Raw genomic sequence first — 24633 nt, 5'->3', positions numbered from 1 at the left:
CGATCGACGCCCACACTTCCCCCGAACAAGGAGATCATCGCCCATGGCCACGTCACAAAAAGGCATCATCGACCCGCCCATCGACGAACTGCTCACGAAGGTCGAATCCAAGTACGCCCTTGTGATCTTCGCTTCTAAGCGCGCACGCCAGATCAACGACTATTACGCAGACCTCCACGAGGGCAGCCTGTTCGACAACGTCGGCCCGCTTGTCGACTCGACCATCGATGACAAGCCGTTGTCTGTCGCGCTGCACGAGATCAACGAAGACAAGCTCGCCATCAAGCCGATCGTCGAGTAGCCCGAGCGACGGATGCCTCCGGACTACAGGCCGCTGTCGATCGTCGTCGGCGTCACAGGCGGGATCGCCGCGTACAAGGCGGTCGGCGTCATCCGACTGCTCGTGAAAGCGGGGCACAACGTTCACGTGGTTGCTACCGAGGCCGCTCTGCGCTTCGTCGGCCGCCCGACGCTGGAGGCGATCAGCCGCAACCCTGTTGACACCGATTTGTATGACGGCGTCGCCCAGGTGAGGCATGTGGCGATCGGTCAATCCGCAGAGCTCATCGTGATCGCGCCTGCAACCGCGAACACCATCGCGAAGCTCGCCGCCGGAATCGCAGACGATCTGCTCGGAAACACCGCGCTCGCGAGCACAGCGCCGCTGGTTATCGCACCCGCGATGCACACAGAGATGTGGCACAACGCCGCAACAGTCGCGAACATCGCGACGCTTCGCGCTCGGGGCGTGACGATCGTGGGGCCCACCAGCGGGCAATTGACCGGAACGGACTCGGGGCCAGGGCGCATGGAGGAACCTGACGCGATTGTCGAGGCCGCGCTGCTGCGCGTTTTTGGCGCAGACACGACCGCGAACGCCGTGCACCAGGATCTCGCAGGCAAACGCATCCTCATCACGGCGGGGGGCACCCGCGAGCCATTGGATCCCGTGCGGTTCCTCGGCAATCGTTCCAGTGGCAAGCAAGGGGTCGCCCTCGCGGCAGCCGCCCAAGCACGTGGCGCCCAGGTGACGCTGATCACAGCGCACGTCGAGGTTCAACCACCGGCAGGCGTCCGCACGCGTGCGGTCGGCACCGCGCTCGAGTTGTTGAAGACGACAACGGAGGAGGCGGCATCCGCCGACATCGTCGTGATGGCAGCGGCTGTCGCAGACTACCGGCCAGCCGCCGTTCGCGACAGCAAGATCAAAAAAGAGGAAACCGGCGAGTCTCTGACTCTTACCCTCGTGCAGAACCCGGATATCCTCCTCACGCTGGCGAAAGCCAAACGCGCCGATCAGGTGATCGTCGGATTTGCGGCTGAGACGGAACCGGATCCAGAAGTTCGACGCGAACTGGGCCGTGCGAAAATCCGGCGCAAGGGCTGCGACCTTCTCGTCGTCAACCACGTGGGCTGGAGCACAGGCTTCGCCACGGACGGTAATGAGATCACGATCGTGAACGCCCGCGGCGATATAGTGATGGAGGCCTCGGGCACCAAGTTGTCGGTGGCCGATCGTATTCTTGACGCTGTCAAAACCGCCTAACGCGAACCAGACGTGGATGGGCCCGACGGTGCCGGTGCAACGGGCATCGACACGAGAGAGGGACAACTATGACTGAATTGCGTCTGTTCACATCGGAATCCGTAACAGAAGGTCACCCGGACAAGATCTGCGACCAGATCTCCGACAGCATTCTGGACGCGCTGCTGGCGAAAGACCCGCGCAGTCGCGTTGCCGTGGAGACGCTGGTGACGACGGGACTCGTGCACGTTGCCGGCGAAGTGACGACCAACGGTTACGTGGAAATTCCCTCCATCGTGCGCGAATGCATCACAGCGATCGGCTACACCTCCTCAGATGTCTGGTTCGATGGCCGATCCTGCGGAGTATCAATCTCGATCGGTGGACAGTCGCCGGATATCGCGCAGGGTGTCGACAACGCCTATGAAACCCGCGAGGGCTCGAGCCACGACGAGCTTGATCGCCAGGGTGCGGGTGACCAGGGCATCATGTTCGGGTATGCCACAACGGAGACGCCAGAACTCATGCCCGTGCCCATCTGGCTCGCGCACCGCATGTCGGAGCGCCTCGCCGCCGTGCGCAAAGAGGGCGTGCTCGACTACCTGCGCCCTGACGGCAAGACGCAGGTTACCGTCGGCTACGACGGCATCGTGCCGCGCACGATCGACATGGTCGTTCTCTCCACCCAACACGCCCCGAGCGTTCAGCTGGCTCAGCTGCGCGCCGACATTCAAGAGATCGTGATCGATCCGGTTCTGGAGTCCGTCGATCTCGACCACAGCAATAAGCACCTGCTGATCAACCCGACCGGTCGATTCGAGATCGGCGGGCCGCAGGGCGATGCCGGGCTCACCGGCCGCAAGATCATCGTCGATACCTACGGCGGTGCGAGCAGGCACGGTGGCGGCGCTTTCAGCGGCAAAGATCCGTCGAAGGTCGACCGATCTGCCGCGTACGCGATGCGCTGGGTGGCGAAGAACGTCGTCGCCGCCGGGCTGGCCGACAAGCTCGAGGTGCAGGTCGCATACGCCATCGGCACGGCAGCCCCAGTCGGGCTCTACGTCGAGTCGTTCGGTACAGCACACGTGCCGGAAGAGCGCATCATCACGGCCGTACGCGAGGTTTTCGATCTGCGCCCGGCGGCGATCATCCGGGATCTGGATCTGCTGCGTCCGATCTACGCACAGACGGCGACATACGGTCACTTCGGCCGAGAGCTGCCTGACTTCACCTGGGAACGCACCGACCGCGTTGCCGACCTGCAAGCCGCCGCCGGCCTATAGCGGCGGCGTCTCTGAGCTGATCATGAGCGCGCTGATCATGAGCGCCCCGCACACCGGAGACCGCGTGGCGCGTGTGTTGCTGGATTCGCCCCTGCCTCAATTGGACCGGCTCCTGGACTACCGCATTCCCGAGCAGTGGGCTGCGGATGCTCTGCCGGGCGTGCGCGTGAGCGTGCCGTTGCGCAGCGCAGGCCGAATCGCATCCGGATATCTGGTCGAACTCGGTGACAACGCAGAATACGTCGGCACACTGAGCGAACTCGAGACCGTCGTCTCGCCGGCGAGGGTGCTGACACCGGAGGTGTGGGCACTCGCCAGGAGGGTGTCGCAGCGCAGCGCCGGAGGGGCGAGCGATGTCATCCGGCTGGCCATCCCGCCACGGCAGGTGCGTGTCGAGAAGGCGTGGCTTGCGAAGCATCCCGCGCACGATGTCGCGCATGCGGATCGCAGTCAGACCGCCGTTCGGGTGGAGCCGGCGCGCCCCGCGCCGATCATGGGTTATCCACCCGGGCAGCTCGAGCGGGCATTGCGCTCCGGCGAACGCATCGCCGTACGTGCCATTCCGCGACCGGCACATCTTTCTGACGACGTGTGGATCGGCCACTGGGCGCTGACGCTCGCGCAGACGGCCGTACACTGCCTGGCGGCAGGCCGCAGCGCGATCCTGATCGTGCCTGACTACCGCGATCAGGAGCAACTCGAGGCCGCCCTGCGCACGATGGTTCCATCCGACTCGATCGTGCGCTTTGATGCGCGGCAGTCGAATGCCGAACGCTATCGCAGCTTTCTGGACTGCCTCGGGTCTGCAGCACACATCATCATCGGCAATCGATCCGCCGTGTACGCTCCCGCTGCGCAACTCGGGATGATCGCCATCTGGGACGATGGCGATCCTCTGCACACGGAGCCGCTCAGCCCGTATGTCCACGTTCGCGACGCCGCGTTGATCCGTCAGGAGCAGCAGAATTGCGCACTGATGCTGATCGCACACACCCGCAGCGTCGAGACGCAGCGACTGGTCGAGATCGGCTGGCTGAACGCGGTCGGACCGGACAAGTTGGTGACGCCTCGGGTGATCGTGACAGCGCAACAGGCCTCGGCCACGCCTGCCGCCAGTGCTGCACGCATCCCGTCGACGGCGTGGCAGGCCGCCACGACCGCGCTAGCTGACGGCCCCGTGCTCGTGCAGGTGTCTCGGCCCGGATATGCGCCCGTCGTGGCGTGTCGCACCTGTCGCCAGGCGGCACGATGCATCCGCTGCGACGGCCCGCTCGGGGTGGCGAGCGCCGGAGCAGTCCCGACGTGCGGCGCGTGCGGCGCCATCGCAGCAGACTGGGTCTGCGCGCACTGCGCCGGCACTGGCCTCAGCGTGGTCAGCCGCGGTGCCGGCTTGACCGCAGAAGAACTCGGCCGTGCGTTCCCGGCAACGCGGGTGATCGTCGCCGACGGCCAGAAGCCGATTCTGGCGGTCGGCACGCAGAAGGCGCTGGTTGTCGCAACCCGTGGTGCCGAGCCGATCGCAGCAGGCGGCTATCGTGCTGTGCTGCTGTTGGACGGAGACCGGATGTTGCTGCGCGAGAACCTGCGTGTCGGCGATGATTGCCTGCGCTGGTGGTCGAATGCCGCAGCACTGGCAGCGCCGGGCGCCCCTGTGCTGCTGGTGGGTGTCGCGGGGCCCCTTGCCCGGGCGATGGCGACCTGGCGACAGGACGGCTATGCCAGTGCAGAACTGGCAGACAGACGACAGCTGAAATTTCCCCCTGCCGTGCGCATCGCCTCCGTGACCGGCCGGCCGGAGACCGTGGCGGCGGCCATAGCCGCCATCGACACGGATTCCGTAATCGACACACTAGGGCCCGCCGCTCTCGAGGGTGGCATGGTCCGCTCGATCGTGCGGTTCCACTACGCCGACGGCGCACAGGTCGCGGCGCAGTTGCGCGCCGCCGTCATCCGCAATGCAACGGCCCGTCGCAAGCGTCCCACGGGGGACGCGCGGTTCCGGCCTGCGCCTACACTCAGAGTACGATTCGACGACCCGGAGGTACTGTGACGCAGGCACCCGTGATGCACGCATCGGTGAGGCACGCACGCGTAACGGCGGTGGTCAGTCCGCCCGCGGGCAAACGCACCGACGGCGCGCGCTGATGCGCCTGGTCTTCGCCGGCACGCCCTCGGTCGCGGTGCCGAGCCTCGACCGGCTGAGGGCGGCGGGACACGAACTTGTCGCAGTGATCAGCAGACAGGATGCGCCGCTCGGCCGCAAACGAGTGCTCACGGCCTCACCGGTCTCGGCCTGGGCGCAGGAACACGGCGTGCCCACGATCAAGGCGAATCGCTTGACAGAAACCGTCACGGCACGAGTCGCCGCCCTGCAGCCGGATCTCGGAGTGATCGTCGCCTACGGAGGGCTTGTCCGCGAACCGTTGCTGTCGACGCCTCGGCTCGGTTGGATCAACCTGCACTTCTCGCTACTGCCACGCTGGCGTGGCGCGGCGCCCGTGCAGCACGCAATCCTCGCCGGCGACCAGGAGACAGGGGCGGCCGTATTTCAATTGGTGCCCGAACTCGATGCCGGCGCCGTGTTCGCGACGAGCAGGCGCTCCATAGACCCAGATGAGACGGCCGGCGAACTTCTCGAAGCGCTGGCGTTCGACGGCGCGAAGCTCCTGGTGGCGGTCGTCGATCAACTGGCAGCAGGGACCGCGCATGCCGAAGAACAGACCGGAGAGCAGACGGCGGCTCCCAAGATCACGCTGGAAGACGCGCGGCTGCGATGGTCGGAACCCGCGGCGGCCGTGTACGACCGCATTCGGGCGGTCACCCCAGAACCCGGCGCGTTCACCTATCTGGACGGAGAACGATTCAAACTCCTCACGGTGCGCCGGAGTCAAGCAAGGCACAGTCAAGCAAGGCACAGTCAAGCAAGGCACAGTCAAGCGAGGCAGTCGGCCGAACGCATCCCGGACCGCGCGCCGCAGCCGGGGCAGGTCATCCAGCGTGGCGCACAGATCCTGATCGGCACCGCAACCGAGCCGCTCGAACTCGTCGAGGTGCAGCCTGCGGGCAAGCGCCCGATGTCTGCGGCGGCCTGGTGGCATGGCAGGCCACGTGACGCGGTCACGGTGGCACTGTGAGCGGCGAACGGCCTGAGGGCCTGATCCAGCCGGCCCGGCGAATCGCCTACGATGTGATCGCCGCCGTGCGCGAGTCGGACGCGTATGCCAATCTGCTTCTACCCATGCGGATCGATCGAGCGAAGCTCGCGCCGGCGGATGCCGCGTTCGCAACCGAACTGACCTACGGAACTCTACGGATGCGCGGCTATTACGATCGCGTCATCGCCTTGGCAGCTCGTCGCGGCATCGATGAAATCGACCCGCCGATCGTGGACGTTCTGCGGCTGGGCGTGCACCAACTGCTCGCCACCCGCGTCGCACAGCATGCTGCAGTCAACGAAAGTGTCGCCCTTGCCCGTACGGTCGGGAGTCGATCCGCAACCGGATTCACCAACGGCGTGCTCCGCACGATCACGCGGTCGACGCCCGAGGAGTGGCGCGAACGGGTTCTGGCGGCCACCGCCGGTGATGACGAACGTCGCGCGGCCGAGTTCTCGCATCCCGAATGGATCGTACGCGCCTTCGCGCAGGCCCTGGCAGCAGAAGGTCGGCGCAACGAACTCGACGAGCTGCTGGATGCGGACAACCGTGCGCCGAAGGTCAACATGATCGCGTTGCCCGGGGTGGCCGACGCCCCGCAAGCTGCCGAGCGTAACCGGTACTCGCCGTTCGGTTTCGTGTTCGGCGGGGGAGACCCGCACAGCGCCGTGCGCTCCAGCGCAGGGGCGCTGCGTGTACAGGATGAGGGCTCGCAGCTTGCTGCAATCGCTCTCGCTGCCGCACGGCCGATCGCACAGGGAGAGCGCTGGCTCGACCTGTGCGCCGGGCCCGGTGGTAAAGCTGCGCTGCTCGGTGCGCTCGCTCGGCAGGGTGGTGCCCGATTGGTCGCGAATGAGCTCGTGCCGGCCCGCGCCGAACTGGTACGTGCCGCCGTCCGGCCGGTCGCCGACACGGTCGAGGTGCGTCAGGGTGACGGACGGTTGTTCGGCGAGGAGAATGCGGGCGTCTTCGACCGCGTGCTCCTGGATGCGCCGTGCACGGGCCTTGGAGCGCTGCGCAGGAGGCCGGAGGCGCGCTGGCGCAAGGTGCCGCACGATGTTGCGGAACTGACCGCTCTGCAAGCCCGGCTGCTCGATTCCGCCGTGCTCGCGATGAAACCAGGCGGCGTGCTCGCCTACGTCACCTGCTCACCGCACCTCGCGGAGAGCCGCCTCGCAGTCACCGACGCGCTCAAACGGCACGGCGCAGGGCTGGAGCCGATGCAGACGCAAGCCATCCTGGGGACGGCGCTGCGGCATCCGCTCGAGAAGGTCGGCGACCCCACCCAGGTGCAGTTGTGGCCTCACCGCCACGGAACGGATGCGATGTTCATCGCTCTGCTGTGCAGACGATGACCAGACGGAGGTCGATAGGGTGACGTACATGCCCGCACGGATCAATCCCAGCATTCTCGCCGCCGACTTCGTCAACATGGAGCGCGACCTCGGCCGGATATCGACTGCCGACCTGGTGCACGTCGACGTGATGGACAACCACTTCGTGCCGAACCTGACTTTCGGCCCGCAGATGGTTGAGCGCATCCAGGCCGTTTCCAGCCTTCCGCTCGACGTGCATCTGATGATCGACGACCCCGACCGCTGGGCGCCCGGGTACGCAGAGCTCGGCGCATACTCCGTGACATTTCACGCCGAGGCGGCAACGGATGCTGTCAGCCTCGCCCGACGCCTCCGTGCGATCGGCGCTCGTGCGGGCATCGCGCTCAAACCGGCGACACCGGTGGAGCCGCTGCTCGAACTCCTGCCGGAGTTCGATCAGGTGCTCGTCATGACGGTCGAACCGGGTTTCGGCGGCCAGAGCTTCATGGCCGCGACGATGCCCAAGTTGCGCGCACTGCGCCAAGCGGCCACGGCATCCGGTCTGGACGTCTGGCTGCAGGTCGACGGAGGGATCACACAGGAGACGATCATCACGGCAGCGCAGGCCGGTGCAGACACATTCGTTGCAGGGTCGAGTGTTTTCGCGTCAGCAGATCCGAGCGCTCAGATCGCCGCGCTTCGCCGCACAGCGCAACTGCACATGCACTGACAGCTGCCAGTCTGACGGCTGCCATCTGCGGGCGGCAAACCACCCCGCACAAACCGGTCGCAGGAAGCTAGTAGCCTTGACGGGTGAAAACGTTCGATGATCTCTTCGCAGAACTTGCCGAGAAGGCCCGGGTACGTCCGGACGGTTCCGGCACGGTGCGCGAATTGGACGCGGGCGTGCACGCGATCGGCAAGAAAATCGTCGAAGAGGCCGCCGAGGTGTGGATGGCCGCCGAGTATGAAACCGACGAGAACACCGCCGAAGAGATTTCGCAACTGCTCTATCACGTGCAGGTGCTGATGATCGCGAAGGGCCTGACGACGGCCGATGTCTACCGACATCTGTGATCGGTGTCCGCCATCGGCAAACCCATCGTTCCCGTCACTGCACCAATCCGTCGCGAAAAGGCCTCATACATGTTGAAAATCGCCGTGCCCAACAAGGGCTCGCTGGCTGAGACAGCCGCTCAAATGCTCGCGGAAGCCGGTTACGCCGGCCGCCGCGACCCGAAAGAACTCATCGTCGCCGATCCACGCAACGGCGTCGAATTCTTCTATCTGCGACCGCGGGACATTGCGACCTATGTCGGTAGTGGAGCACTGGATGTCGGCATCACCGGCCGTGACCTGCTCCTGGATTCGGGTTCGCCTGCGCTCGAGCTCGAGAGTCTCGGCTTCGCTGTATCGACGTTCCGGTTCGCCGGCCCGGCCGGCACGTTCACAGAATTGACGGACCTCGACGGCGCGCGCATCGCGACGAGTTACCCGGGCCTGGTCGGTGCGTTCCTTGGAACCGCCGGGATCTCCGCAACACTCGTGAACCTTGACGGCGCCGTAGAGTCGGCCGTGCGACTGGGCGTCGCGGATGCCGTCGCCGACGTTGTCGAGACCGGAACAACACTGCGCAAGCAGGGCCTGGAAATCTTCGGACCGGTGATCCTGGAATCTGAGGCGGTCCTCATCGGCGCGCGCGCGGGCATCCGCGGGGTCGGAACGTTACACCGCCGACTTCAAGGTGTCATGGTCGCTCGCCGTTATGTGCTGATGGACTACGACCTGCCGTCCAGCCTTCTCGAACAGGCTGTCGCACTCACGCCGGGCAGTGAGTCGCCGACCGTTTCGCCGCTGCGCGACAAAGACTGGGTTGCGGTGCGCGCGATGGTGCCGAAGGACGGCACCAACCGAGTGATGGACGACCTGTACGAACTGGGTGCACGCGCAATTCTGGTCACGCCCATCCACGCTGCTCGGATCTGACGATGAGCCTCGCCGTCAGAGTCATCCCGTGCCTCGACGTGGCGAGCGGCCGCGTCGTGAAGGGGGTCAACTTCCAGAACCTGCGCGACGCCGGCGACCCGGTCGAGCTTGCCAAGCGCTACTACCAACAGGGTGCAGACGAGTTGACTTTTCTCGACGTCACCGCGACCGTCGACAACCGGGCGACGACCTACGACGTGGTTCGCGCGACAGCGGAGCAAGTGTTCATTCCGTTGACGGTGGGCGGCGGGGTGCGCAGCGCGGAGGATGTCGCGCGCCTGCTGGGCAGCGGTGCGGACAAGATCGGCGTGAACAGCGCCGCGATCGCCCGTCCTGCGCTGCTCGGCGAGATCGCCGATCGATTCGGTGCCCAGGTGGTTGTGCTCTCGCTCGACGTCACTCGTTCTGCGCGCACTGAATCGGGATTCGTCGTCACAACGCACGGCGGGCGCACGCAGACCGATCTGGATGCGCTCAGCTGGGCACAGCAGGCGATCACGCTCGGTGTCGGCGAACTCCTGGTGAACTCGATCGACGCGGACGGCACGAAACAGGGCTTCGATCTCGAACTGATCACCCTCATGCGGGCGATCAGCTCTGTGCCTGTGATCGCGTCTGGCGGCGCGGGGCGCGCGGAACACTTCCCGCCGGCGATCCGAGCGGGAGCAGACGCCGTGCTCGCGGCAAGCGTGTTCCACACCGGGGAACTGAGCGTCGGCGACGTCAAACGAGAACTTGCTGCAGCGGGCATGGAGGTGCGCTAGATGGATACGACCGAGGCAGACGAGATCCTGCAGCGGATCATCGTCAACGCAAACGGACTCTTCCCGGCGATCGTGCAGCAGTGGGACACGCTGGAAGTGCTCATGCTCGGCTGGATGGACGCGGAAGCCTTCCGCCGCACGATGACAGAGGGGCGTGTCACGTTCTGGTCCCGATCCCGGCAGGAATATTGGCGAAAAGGTGACACCTCTGGGCACGTGCAGTACGTGCGGTCGGCAGCGCTCGATTGTGATGCCGATACGCTGTTGGTGACCGTCGAACAGGTCGGAGCCGCCTGCCACACCGGCACTCGCACATGTTTCGACGCCGACCGTCTGAACCCAACGAAGGTGGCGACACCATGACTCAGAACAACGGATCGACCAGTCGGGCCGACTTCATGGCGCAGGCAGCAGCAGGCCGGGTCGTGCCAGTCATTCGGGATCTGTTCGCAGACGGTGAGACGCCCGTCGGCATCTACCGCAAGCTCGCCGTCGGAAAGCCGGGCACGTTTCTGCTCGAATCTGCCGAGCAGGGAGGGATCTGGTCGAGGTTCTCGTTCGTCGGGGTGCGCTCGTTCGGTGTGCTCACCGAAGAGGAGGGCGAGGTGCGCTGGCTCGACTACGGCGTGGACGCCAAGCGTGCCCTCGGCGACGAGCCAGCCGGTGCGTCGCTCGACGTGCTTGAACGGTTGTACGCGCGGTGGCAGACATCGCCGATCGACGGACATCCTCCACTCACCGGAGGACTTGTCGGCTTCATCGGCTGGGATGCCGTACGGCAGCTCGAACACTTGCCGAACCCGCCTGTCGCCGACTACGCGGTGCCTGGTCTCGCATTCTGCTTCGTCGCGGACCTGGTCGTGCTTGACCACAAATTCGGCACTATCCGGCTCATCGCCAACGTGCTCAACGATGGCATCGACAACCCGGAAACGCTCTGGAACGCCGCCCAGGAACGCCTCGACGCACTGCAGCGCGGCATCGCCCAGCCCGCTGAAGCATGGCTTGCCGACGCAGACCTCGAGACTTTGCCACAGCCGCGTACGAGGACCAGCCGCGCGGATTTCTTGGATTCTGTGGTCACAGCCAAGCAGCGCATCCGCGACGGCGATGTCTTCCAGGTCGTCATCTCGCAGCGTTTCGACTTGGACTGCACGGCGCATCCGCTCGAGGTCTACCGCATTCTACGCACCCTGAACCCGAGCCCATACATGTACTTGGTCAACCTCCAGGCGCCGAGCGGCGGAGAATATACGATCGTCGGATCGTCGCCTGAAGCGCTATTCAAGGTGGCCAACAGGCGCGCGTTCTCGCATCCGATCGCCGGTTCGAAGCCACGCGGGGCCAACCCGGAGGAAGACCTCGAACTCGAACACGCGCTGGTCAACGATGACAAGGAACGCGCGGAACATCTCATGCTTGTCGATCTGGCTCGCAACGACCTGCTCAAGGTGTGTGCTGCCGGCTCCGTCGAGGTCACGGAGTTCATGCGGGTCGAACGGTTCAGCCACATCATGCATCTGGTCTCCTCGGTCGAGGGCGATCTGAATCCGGACGCGAGCGCCGTTGACGTCTTCCGGGCCACGTTTCCGGCAGGCACGCTCTCCGGCGCGCCGAAACCGCGCGCACTCGAGATCATCGATGAGCTCGAGCCGGCCAGGCGCGGTGTCTACGGCGGCGTGATCGGCTATTTCGGTTTCGCAGGAGACGCCGATCTGGCCATCGCCATTCGCACCGCGACAATAGCGGATGGTGTCGCTCGCGTGCAGGCAGGCGGGGGCCTCGTCGCCGATTCCGATCCGGCGAGCGAGTATCAGGAATCCCAGAACAAGGCGGCAGCACCGCTGCGCGCGGTCGCCGTGGCCAACGCGATGCGGCGGGTGCTCTGAGATGCCCGTGAAGCGAGTCAAATACGGCATCGTCCTCGTGATCATCGCCGCGAGCGCCCTGGCCCTGCTTGCGGCGACGCAGACGTGGTACACGGTGCAGCTCACGGCAGACGCCAACCACTCAGCCGGCATCGACGTACCGGGGTCGATGGCGGCCCCAGCACTCACGGCACTCTCGATCGCCGGCCTCGCGCTTGCGCTCGCTCTTGCGATCTCGGGTCGGCTGGGGCGCATCGTGCTGACAGTGCTCGGACTGCTTGTCGGGGGAAGCGTCATCTTGTCTGCGGTCACCGCCATCGCGAACCCGCCAGCGACGGTCATCGCGACGGTCACGAAAGCGACCGGAATAGCGGGCGAGACCTCCGTCACCCGGCTGATCGGCAGCGTCGATGCGAGCTTCTGGCCGGTTGCGGCACTGATCGGCGGGATCCTGATCGTGCTCGCCGGTCTCGCGGTCGCCATCACAGGACACCGCTGGCCGTCAAGTTCGCACCGTTACGATTCAGTGCGCTTCGTCGCCACGGATGCCGAAGCGGATCCCGACCGGGATGCACGCAGCGACGCGGCCGGCGGCGCAGGATCGAGTGGCTCCACCGCGCATCCGGAGCGGCCGCCCGCGGCGAACGCCAGGGACGCGGCAATCGACACCTGGGACGATCTCAGTCGTGGAGAAGATCCGACGCGATAGCAGCACCGCAAAAGCCGCCATCGGGTTCGATACACTGAAACTGCAACGCTCCGCGCGATGCACAGCCCGAGACGATCCACCGCCGCCATCGGCCCGAGGAACCCAACAGGAGAGACATGAGCACTGAGTCATCAGATCCCGGACACGGCCACTCACCGGCCGCGTGGACAGCTGTGGTGATCATGCTCATCGCCTTCGCCATCGGCATGACTGCCTTCTGGTTCGCGGTGCCGTGGCTCGTGTACAGCGCGGGCGGGCTCGTCATCGTCGGTCTGTTGGTCGGCTACGGCATGTCCAAGGCCGGTTACGGCGTCAACGGCCCGAAGTACGTTCCGAAAGAACACTGAACCGGTGCTGACCGAGTTGGTGTCAGGCGCCCTCGCAGATTCAGATGCACGTGCGATCGAGCGACCGCTCGCGACGGTTGAGGCCGCCGCTCGCGGTCGCGGCCCTGCGATCGACGCCATCGCGGCGCTCGCGCCCTCGGAGCACGTCAAGATCATCGCGGAAGTGAAGCGGGCGAGTCCGTCGCGCGGTGCCTTGGCCAACATCCCGGATCCCGCACTGCTTGCCGCCACCTATCAGGAAGCCGGGGCGAGCGCGATCAGCGTGCTCACAGAGCAGCGCAAATTTCGCGGCTCACTCGCCGACCTCGAAGCGGTCCGCGCGGCCGTGACGGTGCCGGTGCTGCGCAAGGATTTCATCGCGAACCGTTATCAGGTGTTCGAGGCGCGGGCAGCGGGCGCAGACATCGTGCTGTTGATCGTGGCCGCGCTCGACCAGAGCACCTTGGCGTCGTTGCACGCGCTGAGCACCGAGCTCGGCATGACGACGCTCGTGGAAACCCACAGCGCTGAGGAAATCTCCCGTGGGCTCGACGCTGGCGCGCGCCTGCTCGGTGTGAACGCGCGCAATTTGACCACATTCCAGCTGGATCGCGAACTATTCGGCACCCTTGCCGATCACATTCCCTCCGGCGTCATCAGGGTGGCGGAGTCGGCGGTCAGCACCGCAGCGGACGTCGCTCACTACCGCGAGGGCGGCGCAGACGTCGTGCTGGTCGGCGAGGCGCTGGTCACCAGCGACCCGCGCGTGACCCTCAGAGAATTCCTGGCGGTTTAGAGCACCATGTCATCATCATCTGAAGCGACCCCTTCTGAAGGCACCCCCTTGGAAGCCACCCCGAGTGATAATTCGTCGCGCGCCACCTCATTGCGCGCTGAAGACGGACCGTACTTCGGCCCGTTCGGCGGCCGGTTCGTGCCCGAGGCCCTGATCGCGGCACTGGACGAACTGTCTGCGGCGTGGGAGCTCGCGAAGCTCGACCCGAGCTTCCGAAGTGAACTCGATGAATTGAACCGCAGCTACATCGGCCGGCCGTCGCTCATCACGCAGGTGCCGCGCTTCGCGGAACACGCCGGCGGCGCGCGCATCATCCTGAAACGCGAAGACCTCAACCACACCGGGTCGCACAAGATCAACAACGTGCTCGGCCAGGCCATTCTCACAAAACGGATCGGCAAGACCCGAGTGATCGCCGAAACCGGCGCAGGGCAGCACGGCGTCGCGACGGCAACGGCCGCCGCGTTGTTCGGGCTGGACTGCGTCATCTACATGGGTGAAGTGGACACAGAACGGCAGGCCCTGAACGTCGCGCGGATGCGACTGCTCGGCGCCGAAGTCATTCCCGTCACGACCGGCTCGCGCACGCTCAAAGACGCCATCAACGATGCCATGCGCGACTGGGTGACGAACGTCGAGTCGACGAACTACATCTTCGGCACCGTCGCGGGGCCGCATCCGTTCCCGTCCATGGTGCGTGATCTGCAGAAGATCATCGGCGAGGAGGCTCGCGCGCAGGTGCTCGAATTGACCGGTTCGCTGCCGGATGCCGTCGCGGCGTGCGTCGGCGGCGGATCGAATGCGATCGGCATCTTCCACGCGTTCCTCGACGACCCCACTGTCGCCTTGTACGGCTTCGAGGCGGGGGGAGAGGGTATCGACACGCCACGCACTGCTGCGACGATCACCCTCGGGCGCCCTGGCGTGCTGCACGGAGCACGCAGTTATCTTCTGCAGGACGAAGACGGCCAGACGATCGAATCGCATTCCATTTCGGCCGGCCTCGACTACCCAGGCGTTGGGCCAGAACATGCCTGGTTGGCGTCCATCGGACGAGCCCAATACCGGCCGATCACAGACGCTCAGGCGATGGATGCGATGAGGCTGCTGAGCAGAACGGAGGGCATCATCCCGGCGATCGAATCGGCACACGCCCTGGCGGGAGCACTGCAGCTCGGCAGCGAACTCGGGCCAGACGCCACCATCTTGGTGAATCTCAGCGGACGCGGCGACAAAGACATGGAAACGGCGGGGCGCTACTTCGACCTGCTCGACGCGAACGCCGTGCAATCGTGAGCGCTGAAACCAACCAGCAGCCGATCAGCTCGCCGGCCGACACGGCGATTCGGGCGAGCCGTGAAACCCGCGCGGGCGCCCTGATCGGCTACCTGCCGGCCGGTTTTCCCACGCTCTCGGCCAGTATCGACGCTGCCGTCGCGCTCGTGAACAACGGCGTCGACGTTATCGAACTCGGTATTCCATATTCGGATCCGGTGATGGACGGCGCGGTCATCCAGTCCGCAACACAGCAGGCGCTGGCTGACGGTTTTCGCCTACGGGACGGGTTCGAGGCCGTGCGACAGATCACGGCGCAGGTCGACGCGCCCGTCGTGATGATGACCTACTGGAACCCGGTCATGCAGTACGGCGTCGACCGATTCGCAGACACACTACTTGCTGCCGGCGGCGCAGGGCTGGTCACACCGGATCTGGTGCCGGATGAGGCCGCGGAATGGCTGGCCGCGTCGGAACGCACCGGTCTCGATCGGGTGTTCCTCGCCGCACCGACCTCGACGGACGAACGCCTGAGCACAACGGTTCAATCCAGCCGCGGATTCGTCTACGCGGCCTCGACCATGGGAATCACGGGAGCTCGCACCGATATCGACGCCGCGGCTCGTACGCTCGTTTCACGCCTGCGCGCCGTCGGCGCGACCAGTACGTGCGTCGGGCTCGGCATTTCGAGCGCGGAACAGGTTGCAGAGGTGCTCGAGTACGCCGACGGGGCGATCGTCGGCTCCGCCTTGGTCAAGGCGCTGGCCGACGGCGGGGTTCGCCACGTTGGACAGGTTGCAGCTGCGCTGGCGGTCGGCACGCGCTCCGGCGCGACACACACTCACATAAGCGAATAGGCTAAGTTGGCCAGGCGGCACGCCGTGGCCGGGTGACCGCTCTGGTCCCAGCAAGAAGGGTAACGATCTGGTGATTGCACCGCTGAGTATTCCGAGTCCTCCTGTCGATTGGCAGGGTTTCTCGTTCTCGATCTTCAGCTGGCACTGGGACATCCGCACGTACGCGCTGTGCATCCTGGTCGGCATCATCGCGGCCACGATCTGGACCTCGCGGCGGCTGACAAAGCGCGGTGCTGAGCCCGGCATCGTGTTGGACATCATTCTCTGGGCTGTGCCGCTCGGCATCATCGGTGCCCGCGCTTACCACGTGTTCACGCATCCGCATGACTATTTCTATGCTGGTGCGAACCTGCTGAAGACGCTCTACATCTGGGAGGGCGGCAACGCCATCTTCGGCTCGCTGATCGGCGGTGCAATCGGCGTGCTGATCGCCTGCGCGATCACAGGCGTTCGGTTCTGGTCATTCGCCGACGCTCTCGCCCCCGGCATGCTGCTGGCACAGTCTCTGGGCCGCTTCGGCAACTATTTCAACCACGAGTTGTTCGGGTTGCCGACGAACCTGCCATGGGGTCTGCAGATCGAAACGACGAATGCAGCCTTTCCCGCTGGTCTGCCGGCCGGCACGCTTTTCCAACCGTTGTTCCTGTACGAGATCATCTGGAACGTCATCGGCATCGTCGTCATCCTCTGGCTCGAGAAGAAGTTCCAACTGCGCTGGGGCAAGCTGTTCGCGCTGTACCTGATCTGGTACGGTGCCGGCCGGTCATATCTCGAGTCGATCCGCATCGATCCGAGCGAATTCTCCTTCCTCGGCATTCCGAGCAACGTTTGGGCGGCGTTCGGCGCCGTCGTGCTGGGTCTGGTCATTCTGATCGTGCAGACAAGGCGGCATCCGGGTCTCGAATTGAGCGTCTACCGTCCCGGCCGTGCGTGGCACGCCCCCGATGCTGCTGTAGAATCGGACGACGACGATTCGGACGACTGGGAAAACGACGATAACGCCCCACTAGACGCCGAATCCAATACAGCCAAAGCCACAAGCTCAGCCGGCTCGTAAACTCTCGACCTAAGCGTCACCCCACGTCGCTTTTTCCCTTTCTCGTCTCGCGCATCAAACCTGGCCGAGAAATCGAGTTCACTTCACGGGCCGACGGCGTCCCTCTCCCACTTCTCATGTGAGGACGGTAATCATGGCGTCCAGCCCGGCACTGTCTCGGTTCAGCTCGGCTCCAACAAAGCAAGGTCTGTACGACCCTGCAGCAGAACATGACGCGTGCGGCCTTGCAATGGTTGCGACGCTGCGCGGAACGCCCGGTCACGACATCATTGACACGGCGCTGTCTGCGCTGCGCCACCTCGAGCACCGTGGTGCGATTGGTTCGGACGCAGGAACCGGCGACGGCGCCGGCATCCTCACCCAGGTTCCGGATGCGTTTCTGCGCGCGGTCAGCGGCGTCGCGTTGCCACCGCTCGGCCGCTACGCCGTCGGCAACGCATTCCTGCCTGACGAACGCAGCGAGCGCGACGGCATCAAGGCCAGGATCGAAGCTGTCGCAGCGGAAGAGAGTCTGACGATCCTGGGCTGGCGCGAGGTTCCCATCCGTCCGTCTGAAATAGGAACCCTCGCTCGCGCGGCGATGCCGGCCATTGAGCAGGTCTACGTTCAGAGCACGCGCACAACGCAGGCCGGTGTCTCTGCTGGTGGCACCCTGCTTGAGCGTCAGGTCTACCGACTTCGCAAACGGATCGAGCGCGAGCTCACCGTTTACTTCAGTTCGCTCTCCAGCCGCACGCTGGTCTACAAGGGCATGGTCACCACTCTCCAACTCGAGCCGTTCTATCCCGACCTCTCCGATCAGCGGTTCGCTTCCAAGCTCGCGCTCGTGCACTCGCGCTATTCGACCAACACGTTCCCCTCGTGGCCGCTGGCCCAACCATTCCGGATGATCGCGCACAACGGTGAGATCAACACGATCCAGGGCAACCGCAACTGGATGCGTGCGCGCCAGTCGCAGCTGGAGAGCGACGTGCTCGGTGACCTCGGGCCGCTGCTTCCGATCGTGACCGAAGGCGCAAGCGACTCCGCGTCATTCGACGAGGTCGTCGAATTGCTGACCCTGTCCGGCCGCTCGCTGCCGCACGCGATCATGATGATGGTCCCGGAGGCGTGGGAGAACCAGACCGAGATCGACCGAAACCGCCGCGATTTCTACGAGTACCACTCGATGCTCATGGAGCCATGGGACGGCCCGGCCGCGTTGATCTTCACAGACGGTTCGCTGGTCGGCGCCACGCTGGATCGCAACGGCCTACGCCCGGGGCGTTACGTGGTGACCGATGACGGGTTGGTCGTTCTTGCGAGCGAAAGCGGCGTGCTCGAAGTCGACCCGAGCAGGGTTGTGCGCAAGGGCCGCCTTCGGCCGGGGCGGATGTTCCTCGTCGACACTGCGGACGGCCGCCTGATCGAGGACGACGAGATCAAAACAGAGCTGTCCGCCGCCGAACCGTGGGGCGAATGGTTGCGTGACGGCCGCATCAATCTCAAGGATCTGCCCGATCGCGAACACATCGTGCACACGCCCGCATCCGTCACGCGTCGCCAACGCACGTTCGGGTACACGCAGGAGGAGGTGCACCGGCTTCTGATGCCGATGGCCATCACCGGCGCTGAGCCGATCGGCGCCATGGGCACCGACACGCCTGTCGCTGTGCTTGCCGAGCGCCCACGGCTGCTTTTCGACTACTTCACCCAGCAGTTCGCGCAGGTCACCAACCCGCCGCTCGACTCGATCCGCGAGGCCGTCGTGACCTCGTTGCAAGCGGGAGTCGGCCCGGAGCGCAACCTGCTGACAGCCACGCCGGAGCATGCGCGCCAAGTTGTCCTGGACTTCCCGGTCATCAACAACGATGAGTTGGCGAAAATCCAGCACATCGATGTGCGCCACGACAGCCACACCACGATCACCATCAAGGGTCTGTACCGGTTCGATGCCGGCCCAGACGCGATGGAGAAGCGCATCGCGCAGATGTGCGACGAAGTGGACGCAGCGATAGAAGCCGGCACGAAGTTCATCGTGCTGAGCGATCGCGACTCCAACAAGGACCTCGCACCGATCCCGTCATTGCTCATGCTCTCCGGTGTGCACCACCACCTGATCCGCACGCAGAATCGCATGAAGGTCGGCATCATCGTCGAGGCCGGAGACGTGCGTGAGGTCCACCACGTCGCGCTCCTGATCGGCTACGGAGCATCCGCCATCAACCCGTACCTTGCGATGGAAACCTGTGAAGATCTGGTGCGCCAAGGGCTGATCACCGGGGTCACCGCCGACAGCGCTGTGAAAAACGTGATCAAGGGGCTCGGCAAGGGCGTTCTCAAGATCATGTCGAAGATGGGCATCTCCACCGTCTCGTCGTACGCGGCTGCGCAGGCATTTGAAGCGATCGGCCTCAGCCAGGAATTCGTCGACCGCTACTTCACCGGAACAACGAGCAAGCTCGGCGGAGTAGGCATCGAGGTGATCGCGGCGGAGAACCTCGCACGACACCTGAGCGCCTATCCGGAGGAAGGTGCCGTCACAGCGCACCAGCGGCTGAACACCGGCGGCGAATACCAGTGGCGCCGCGACGGCGCGCCACACCTGTTCAACCCCGACACGGTTTTCAAGCTGCAACACTCGACGCGCACCCGCCGGTTCGACATCTTCCGCGACTACACCAAACTCGTCGACGACCAATCCGAAACCCTCATGACGCTGCGCGGAATGTTCCGGTTGCAATCCGGCACGCGCCAGAGAGTGCCGATCGACGAGGTCGAATCGGTGGCATCCATCGTCAAACGGTTCTCGACCGGTGCGATGAGTTACGGCTCGATCTCGAAAGAGGCGCACGAGAACCTGGCCATTGCGATGAACCGGCTGGGCGGAAAGTCGAACACGGGAGAGGGCGGAGAAGACACCGATCGCCTTCTCGACCCCGAACGCCGCAGCGCGATCAAGCAAGTCGCTTCCGGTCGGTTCGGCGTGACGAGCATGTACCTCACCAACGCCGACGATCTCCAGATCAAACTCGCCCAAGGGGCGAAGCCCGGCGAGGGCGGCCAGCTGCCGCCGGCCAAAGTGTACCCATGGATCGCACGCACGCGGCACGCCACCGCCGGGGTCGGCCTGATCTCGCCGCCACCGCACCACGACATCTACTCGATCGAAGACCTCAAGCAGTTGATTTACGATCTCAAGCGAGCAAACCCGGCGGCACGGGTGCACGTGAAACTCGTCAGCGAATCCGGCATCGGCGCCGTCGCGGCCGGCGTGACAAAGGCGCTTGCCGACGTCGTGCTGGTCTCAGGGCACGATGGGGGCACCGGGGCGAGCCCGCTGAACTCTCTCAAGCACGCGGGCACCCCCTGGGAACTCGGACTTGCAGAGACCCAACAGACCTTGATGCTCAATGGTATGCGCGACCGCGTTGTGGTACAGGTCGACGGGCAGTTGAAGACCGGCCGCGACGTCATCATCGGTGCGCTGCTCGGCGCGGAGGAGTTCGGTTTCGCGACGGCGCCTCTCGTAGTGTCGGGCTGCGTGATGATGCGGGTGTGCCATCTGGACACCTGCCCGGTCGGCGTCGCAACGCAGAATCCAGTACTGCGAAGCCGGTTCACGGGCAAGCCCGAATTCGTGGTGAACTTCATGGAATTCATCGCTCAAGAGGTCCGCGAATACCTCGCCGACCTCGGCTTCCGGTCGCTTGACGAGATCATCGGGCGCACCGAGCTGCTCGACGTGAACGGTGCGATCGAGCATTGGAAGGCATCCGGTCTTGACCTGTCGCCGATCTTGAACGGTCCGCAATTTCCAGCGGATGCGCCGCGCAAGAACGCTCGAAAGCAGAATCACGAGCTGGAGAAGCACTTCGACAACGAACTGATTCGGCGCAGCGCCGACGTTCTGGAACACGGCGGGCACCTGCAATTGACGCTGCCGATTCGCAATACGGATCGGGCTGTCGGCACCATGCTCGGCCACGAGGTCACGGTGCGCCACGGTGAAAACGGTCTGCCGGCCGACTCGATCGAAGTCACCCTGATCGGCTCAGCCGGGCAGTCGCTCGGCGCATTCCTGCCGAGCGGAATCACGCTGCGGCTGGAAGGCGACTGTAACGATTATGTGGGCAAGGGGCTCTCCGGCGGCTCGATCGTTCTTCGGCCGAATCGCACGAGTGTATTCGCTGCCGAGCGCAACGTGATCGCAGGCAATGTGATCGGATACGGCGCAACGCGGGGGAGTCTGTTCATCCGCGGAATCGTGGGGGAGCGGTTCCTGGTACGCAACTCCGGCGCGACGGCCGTCGTCGAAGGCGTGGGCGACCATGCGCTCGAGTACATGACCGGCGGACTGGCCGTCATCATCGGCAGCACGGGCCGCAATCTCGGCGCGGGCATGTCAGGCGGCACGGCGTACGTCTATCGATTGCGCACGGAACGAGTGAACCCGGATGCCATCGCCTCCGGTGAATTGGAGCTGTCGAGCCTCGGCAGTGCCGACGTCGAGATCGTGCGCGACCTGCTCGAACGCCACAGGGCGGAAACCGATTCCGGTGTCGCTGCCACGATGCTGGCCGATTTCGATACGGCGATCGCCGCGTTCGTCAAGGTGCGCCCACGCGACTACGCAGCGGTGCTTCAAACACGGCAGAACGCGGCGGCGGAGGGCTTGGACCCAGACGGCGATGTTGTGTGGACGCGGATCTTGGAGGTGACCGGTGGCTGATCCCAAAGGATTCCTGAAGGTAACGGAACGCGAACTGCCAAACCGGCGGCCGGTCTCCGTGCGCCTGATGGACTGGAAAGAGGTCTACGAGCCGGGAGATCCCGTCGAACTGCGCAGGCAGGCCGGTCGTTGCATGGACTGCGGCACCCCGTTCTGCCACCAGGGCTGCCCGCTCGGAAACCTCATCCCGGAATGGAATGACCTGATGTGGCGCGGGGAAGGCCGACTCGCGGCCGAACGTCTCCACGCCACGAACAACTTTCCGGAGATGACAGGACGGTTGTGTCCCGCCCCCTGCGAAGACTCGTGCGTTCTCGGCATCAACCAGCCGGCAGTGACAATAAAGCAGGTCGAGGTGTCGATCATCGATCAAGCCTGGGCGAACGGCTGGGTGCAACCGCACCCGCCACAGCGCCTGACCGGCAAGACCGTCGCCGTCGTCGGGTCCGGGCCGGCCGGGCTTGCGGCCGCACAGCAACTGACCCGTGCCGGCCACACGGTCGCCGTCTATGAGCGCGACGACCGCATCGGCGGTCTCGTGCGTTACGGCATCCCCGACTTCAAAATGGAGAAGAAGCCACTCGAGGCCCGCCTCAATCAGATGATGGCTGAGGGCACACGGTTCCGCGCAGGGGTCAATATCGGCGTCGACATCAGCTGGGACGACCTGCGCAGCCGGTACGACGCCGTCGTGGTCGCAACCGGTGCGATGGTGCCACGCGATCTGCCAATCCCCGGCCGCGACCTGTCCGGGATTCACTTCGCCATGGAGTACCTGGTTGAGCAGAACCGCGTCGTGGCCGGTGACAGCATCGAGAATCAGATCACCGCACAGGGCAAGCACGTCGTCGTGCTCGGCGGAGGAGACACCGGCTCGGACTGCATCGGCACGGCGCACCGTCAAGGAGCGCTGTCTGTGACCAATCTTGCCATCGGCAAGCAACCACCACGTGAACGCCCGGCGCACCAACCATGGCCGATGACGCCGAACCTGTTCGAGGTCTCCAGCGCACACGAGGAGGGCGGGCGTCGTGACTATCTGGCCTCGACTGTGGAGTTCCTCCGGAACGAGTTCGGCGAGGTGCGTGCCATCCGCGTTGCCGAGACCGAGTATCTCGACGGCCGCCGTGTGCCGAAGGCGGGCACCGAGCACGAAATTCCAGCAGATCTCGTGCTGCTGGCACTGGGTTTCAGCGGGCCGGAGGCCGCAGCTCTCGTCGATCAGTTGTCACTGCCGTTCGATCAGCGCGGCAACGTGCAGCGCGACAGCGAGTTCCAGACAGACCAGCCGGGCGTGTTCGTCGCCGGGGACGCCGGGCGAGGCCAGTCGCTGATCGTCTGGGCGATCGCAGAGGGGCGAGCAGCAGCCGCGTCCGTAGACCGGTATCTTGAGGGGGAGACTTCCCTGCCGTCACCGATCAAGCCCACAGATCGCGGCATCACAATTTAGAGAAGCCTGACGGTCGACCGACCCGATGGTCGGCTGTACGAATCGCGCGCGTCATCGCGCAGAATCACGGAGTACACACAGAATGAGACGAGCAAAGATCGTCGCGACCCTGGGGCCAGCGACATCCAGCTACGAGAACATCCGCGCCATCATCGATGCGGGCATCGACGTGGCGCGGATGAACTTGAGCCACGGCAGTTACGACGTGCACGAGTCGGTGTACGCGAACGTGCGAAAGGCTGCGGATGATTGCGGCCGCGCTGTCGCGGTCATGGTCGACCTGCAAGGGCCGAAGATCCGGCTCGGCAAGTTCGAGGCCGGCCCGTACGACCTGGCCGTCGGTGACATCTTCAAAATCACGACGGAAGACGTCATCGGCACCAAGGAGCTGTCGGGCACGACATTCAAAGGGTTGCCGCAGGATGTCAATCCGGGCGATTTTCTGCTGATCGACGACGGCAAAGTCAAGGTCAAGGTTCTTGAAACCGACGGCACCGTCGTCACGACAGAAGTTGTTGTCGCCGGCGCTGTCTCCAACAACAAGGGAATCAACCTGCCCGGTGTCGCCGTCAACGTGCCCGCTCTGAGCGACAAAGACGAAGCCGACCTGCGCTGGGGGCTGCGGCTCGGCGCCGACTTGATCGCGTTATCGTTCGTGCGGAACGCGAGCGACATCAATCGTGTTCACGAGATCATGGCAGAAGAGGGCCGCAAGGTTCCGGTGATCGCGAAAATCGAAAAGCCGCAGGCCGTCGACGCCCTCGAGGAGATTGTCGACACATTCGACGCCATCATGGTTGCCCGCGGTGATCTCGGCGTCGAGCTTCCGCTCGAGGCTGTGCCGATCGTGCAGAAGCGTGCCATCGAGTTGGCCCGGCGAATGGCGAAACCGGTGATCGTTGCGACCCAGATGCTCGAATCGATGATCTCAAGCCCGATTCCGACCCGGGCGGAGACCTCGGACGTCGCGAACGCCGTTCTCGACGGCACGGATGCCGTCATGCTCAGCGGTGAGACCAGCGTCGGCGAGTATCCGGTGATCACGGTGCAGACCATGGCCCGTATCATCGAGTCGACCGAAGAGCACGGGCTGGAGCGCATCCAGCCACTCGGCACGAAGCCGCGCACGCAGGGCGGCGCGATCACACTGGTCGCGGCCGAGGTCGCGGCCTTCGTGGATGCGGTCTATTTATGCGTCTTCACCGAGTCCGGCGACTCCGCACGCCGCATGTCGCGGTTGCGCTCCAAGATCCCGATGCTGGCCTTCACCCCGGAGCCGGGCATCCGTCGCCGGCTGGCGTTGACCTGGGGCATCCAGACCTTCCTGGTCGATCGTGTCACCCACACCGATCAAATGTTCGGGCAGGTCGACGACATTCTGCTCGGCGAGAAGCTGGCGGAAGTCGGCGACAAGGTCGTCGTCATCTCCGGTTCCCCTCCCGGAATCTCCGGTTCTACGAACGATGTGCGCGTTCATGTGCTCGGTGATGTGCACAATAACGCGGCTCCCGCGTATGCAGCGATTCCGTAGTCCAACGCGATTGCGGTGGTGACC

21 protein-coding genes are annotated in these 24633 nt (G+C 64.8%); all 21 read left to right on the top strand.

The genetic code is table 11. The annotated features are described in order from the left end of the window. Window positions 1-43 precede the first annotated feature (43 nt). The 21 genes from rpoZ (at window position 44) to pyk (ending at window position 24609) form a co-directional block, all read left to right on the top strand. Window positions 44-301, top strand: a complete 258-nt coding sequence (gene rpoZ, locus QU604_RS10915; RefSeq protein WP_308468828.1) for a DNA-directed RNA polymerase subunit omega — start codon at window positions 44-46, stop codon at window positions 299-301. 12 nt (window positions 302-313) lie between these two features. After that, a complete protein-coding gene (coaBC, locus tag QU604_RS10910) occupies window positions 314-1546 on the top strand; it encodes a bifunctional phosphopantothenoylcysteine decarboxylase/phosphopantothenate--cysteine ligase CoaBC (RefSeq protein WP_308468827.1) in 1233 nt (410 codons plus the stop codon). A gap of 68 nt (window positions 1547-1614) precedes the next feature. Then, the gene (gene metK / locus QU604_RS10905) at window positions 1615-2808 is read left to right on the top strand and encodes a methionine adenosyltransferase (protein ID WP_308468826.1); all 1194 of its coding nucleotides are present in this window, start codon (window positions 1615-1617) and stop codon (window positions 2806-2808) included. 22 nt (window positions 2809-2830) lie between these two features. Next, window positions 2831-4858 (top strand): primosomal protein N' family DNA-binding protein, encoded by a 2028-nt coding sequence (locus tag QU604_RS10900; RefSeq protein WP_308468825.1) that lies wholly within the window; start codon window positions 2831-2833, stop codon window positions 4856-4858. A gap of 94 nt (window positions 4859-4952) precedes the next feature. Further along, window positions 4953-5942, top strand: a complete 990-nt coding sequence (gene fmt / locus QU604_RS10895; RefSeq protein ID WP_308468824.1) for a methionyl-tRNA formyltransferase — start codon at window positions 4953-4955, stop codon at window positions 5940-5942. Further along, window positions 5939-7318, top strand: coding sequence for an RsmB/NOP family class I SAM-dependent RNA methyltransferase (locus QU604_RS10890; protein WP_308468823.1), 1380 nt, complete (start codon window positions 5939-5941; stop codon window positions 7316-7318). The genes fmt and QU604_RS10890 overlap by 4 nt, the downstream gene beginning before the upstream one ends. A gap of 28 nt (window positions 7319-7346) precedes the next feature. Further along, on the top strand, window positions 7347-8009 hold the full coding sequence (gene rpe / locus QU604_RS10885; RefSeq protein WP_308468822.1) for a ribulose-phosphate 3-epimerase: 663 nt from the start codon (window positions 7347-7349) through the stop codon (window positions 8007-8009). 83 nt (window positions 8010-8092) lie between these two features. Next, a complete protein-coding gene (locus tag QU604_RS10880) occupies window positions 8093-8356 on the top strand; it encodes a phosphoribosyl-ATP diphosphatase (protein WP_308468821.1) in 264 nt (87 codons plus the stop codon). A 69-nt stretch (window positions 8357-8425) separates the two neighbouring features. After that, window positions 8426-9265 (top strand): ATP phosphoribosyltransferase, encoded by an 840-nt coding sequence (gene hisG / locus QU604_RS10875; RefSeq protein WP_308468820.1) that lies wholly within the window; start codon window positions 8426-8428, stop codon window positions 9263-9265. A 2-nt stretch (window positions 9266-9267) separates the two neighbouring features. After that, window positions 9268-10029, top strand: coding sequence for an imidazole glycerol phosphate synthase subunit HisF (gene hisF, locus QU604_RS10870; RefSeq protein WP_308468819.1), 762 nt, complete (start codon window positions 9268-9270; stop codon window positions 10027-10029). Next, the gene (gene hisI, locus QU604_RS10865; RefSeq protein WP_308468818.1) at window positions 10030-10392 is read left to right on the top strand and encodes a phosphoribosyl-AMP cyclohydrolase; all 363 of its coding nucleotides are present in this window, start codon (window positions 10030-10032) and stop codon (window positions 10390-10392) included. Further along, window positions 10389-11918, top strand: coding sequence for an anthranilate synthase component I (locus tag QU604_RS10860; protein ID WP_308468817.1), 1530 nt, complete (start codon window positions 10389-10391; stop codon window positions 11916-11918). The genes hisI and QU604_RS10860 overlap by 4 nt, the downstream gene beginning before the upstream one ends. 1 nt (window position 11919) lies before the next feature. Then, entirely contained in the window at window positions 11920-12606 is a 687-nt protein-coding gene (locus QU604_RS10855; RefSeq protein ID WP_308468816.1) for a Trp biosynthesis-associated membrane protein, read from the top strand. 116 nt (window positions 12607-12722) lie between these two features. Then, window positions 12723-12953, top strand: coding sequence for a DUF6704 family protein (locus QU604_RS10850; RefSeq protein WP_308468815.1), 231 nt, complete (start codon window positions 12723-12725; stop codon window positions 12951-12953). 4 nt (window positions 12954-12957) lie between these two features. Next, on the top strand, window positions 12958-13728 hold the full coding sequence (gene trpC, locus QU604_RS10845; protein ID WP_308468814.1) for an indole-3-glycerol phosphate synthase TrpC: 771 nt from the start codon (window positions 12958-12960) through the stop codon (window positions 13726-13728). Window positions 13729-13734: 6 nt separating this feature from the next. Further along, a complete protein-coding gene (gene trpB / locus QU604_RS10840) occupies window positions 13735-15024 on the top strand; it encodes a tryptophan synthase subunit beta (RefSeq protein WP_308468813.1) in 1290 nt (429 codons plus the stop codon). Window positions 15025-15047: 23 nt separating this feature from the next. Next, window positions 15048-15860, top strand: a complete 813-nt coding sequence (gene trpA, locus QU604_RS10835) for a tryptophan synthase subunit alpha (RefSeq protein ID WP_308468903.1) — start codon at window positions 15048-15050, stop codon at window positions 15858-15860. A gap of 70 nt (window positions 15861-15930) precedes the next feature. Further along, window positions 15931-16917 (top strand): prolipoprotein diacylglyceryl transferase, encoded by a 987-nt coding sequence (lgt, locus tag QU604_RS10830; protein ID WP_409350018.1) that lies wholly within the window; start codon window positions 15931-15933, stop codon window positions 16915-16917. A 133-nt stretch (window positions 16918-17050) separates the two neighbouring features. After that, on the top strand, window positions 17051-21628 hold the full coding sequence (gene gltB / locus QU604_RS10825) for a glutamate synthase large subunit (RefSeq protein WP_308468812.1): 4578 nt from the start codon (window positions 17051-17053) through the stop codon (window positions 21626-21628). Then, on the top strand, window positions 21621-23078 hold the full coding sequence (locus QU604_RS10820) for a glutamate synthase subunit beta (RefSeq protein ID WP_308468811.1): 1458 nt from the start codon (window positions 21621-21623) through the stop codon (window positions 23076-23078). The genes gltB and QU604_RS10820 overlap by 8 nt, the downstream gene beginning before the upstream one ends. 82 nt (window positions 23079-23160) lie before the next feature. Then, window positions 23161-24609, top strand: coding sequence for a pyruvate kinase (pyk, locus tag QU604_RS10815; protein WP_308468810.1), 1449 nt, complete (start codon window positions 23161-23163; stop codon window positions 24607-24609). Window positions 24610-24633: the final 24 nt, after the last annotated feature.

The organism is Rathayibacter sp. SW19, from assembly GCF_030866825.1.
In the GTDB taxonomy this organism is placed as follows: domain Bacteria; phylum Actinomycetota; class Actinomycetes; order Actinomycetales; family Microbacteriaceae; genus Rathayibacter_A; species Rathayibacter_A soli.
The sequence above is the reverse complement of the archived record's forward strand: the minus strand, read 5'-3'. Positions and strand labels throughout refer to the sequence as shown.

What these genes read in the sequence shown, in the direction of transcription:
- hisF (WP_308468819.1), top strand. Translation starts at nt 9,268, where the DNA reads ATGAGCCTCGCCGTCAGAGTCATCCCGTGCCTCGACGTGGCGAGCGGC.
- gltB (WP_308468812.1), top strand. Translation starts at nt 17,051, where the DNA reads ATGGCGTCCAGCCCGGCACTGTCTCGGTTCAGCTCGGCTCCAACAAAG.
- metK (WP_308468826.1), top strand. Translation starts at nt 1,615, where the DNA reads ATGACTGAATTGCGTCTGTTCACATCGGAATCCGTAACAGAAGGTCAC.
- hisI (WP_308468818.1), top strand. Translation starts at nt 10,030, where the DNA reads ATGGATACGACCGAGGCAGACGAGATCCTGCAGCGGATCATCGTCAAC.
- QU604_RS10850 (WP_308468815.1), top strand. Translation starts at nt 12,723, where the DNA reads ATGAGCACTGAGTCATCAGATCCCGGACACGGCCACTCACCGGCCGCG.
- QU604_RS10855 (WP_308468816.1), top strand. Translation starts at nt 11,920, where the DNA reads ATGCCCGTGAAGCGAGTCAAATACGGCATCGTCCTCGTGATCATCGCC.
- QU604_RS10900 (WP_308468825.1), top strand. Translation starts at nt 2,831, where the DNA reads ATGAGCGCGCTGATCATGAGCGCCCCGCACACCGGAGACCGCGTGGCG.
- QU604_RS10860 (WP_308468817.1), top strand. Translation starts at nt 10,389, where the DNA reads ATGACTCAGAACAACGGATCGACCAGTCGGGCCGACTTCATGGCGCAG.
- trpB (WP_308468813.1), top strand. Translation starts at nt 13,735, where the DNA reads ATGTCATCATCATCTGAAGCGACCCCTTCTGAAGGCACCCCCTTGGAA.
- fmt (WP_308468824.1), top strand. Translation starts at nt 4,953, where the DNA reads ATGCGCCTGGTCTTCGCCGGCACGCCCTCGGTCGCGGTGCCGAGCCTC.
- coaBC (WP_308468827.1), top strand. Translation starts at nt 314, where the DNA reads ATGCCTCCGGACTACAGGCCGCTGTCGATCGTCGTCGGCGTCACAGGC.
- pyk (WP_308468810.1), top strand. Translation starts at nt 23,161, where the DNA reads ATGAGACGAGCAAAGATCGTCGCGACCCTGGGGCCAGCGACATCCAGC.
- rpoZ (WP_308468828.1), top strand. Translation starts at nt 44, where the DNA reads ATGGCCACGTCACAAAAAGGCATCATCGACCCGCCCATCGACGAACTG.
- rpe (WP_308468822.1), top strand. Translation starts at nt 7,347, where the DNA reads ATGCCCGCACGGATCAATCCCAGCATTCTCGCCGCCGACTTCGTCAAC.
- hisG (WP_308468820.1), top strand. Translation starts at nt 8,426, where the DNA reads ATGTTGAAAATCGCCGTGCCCAACAAGGGCTCGCTGGCTGAGACAGCC.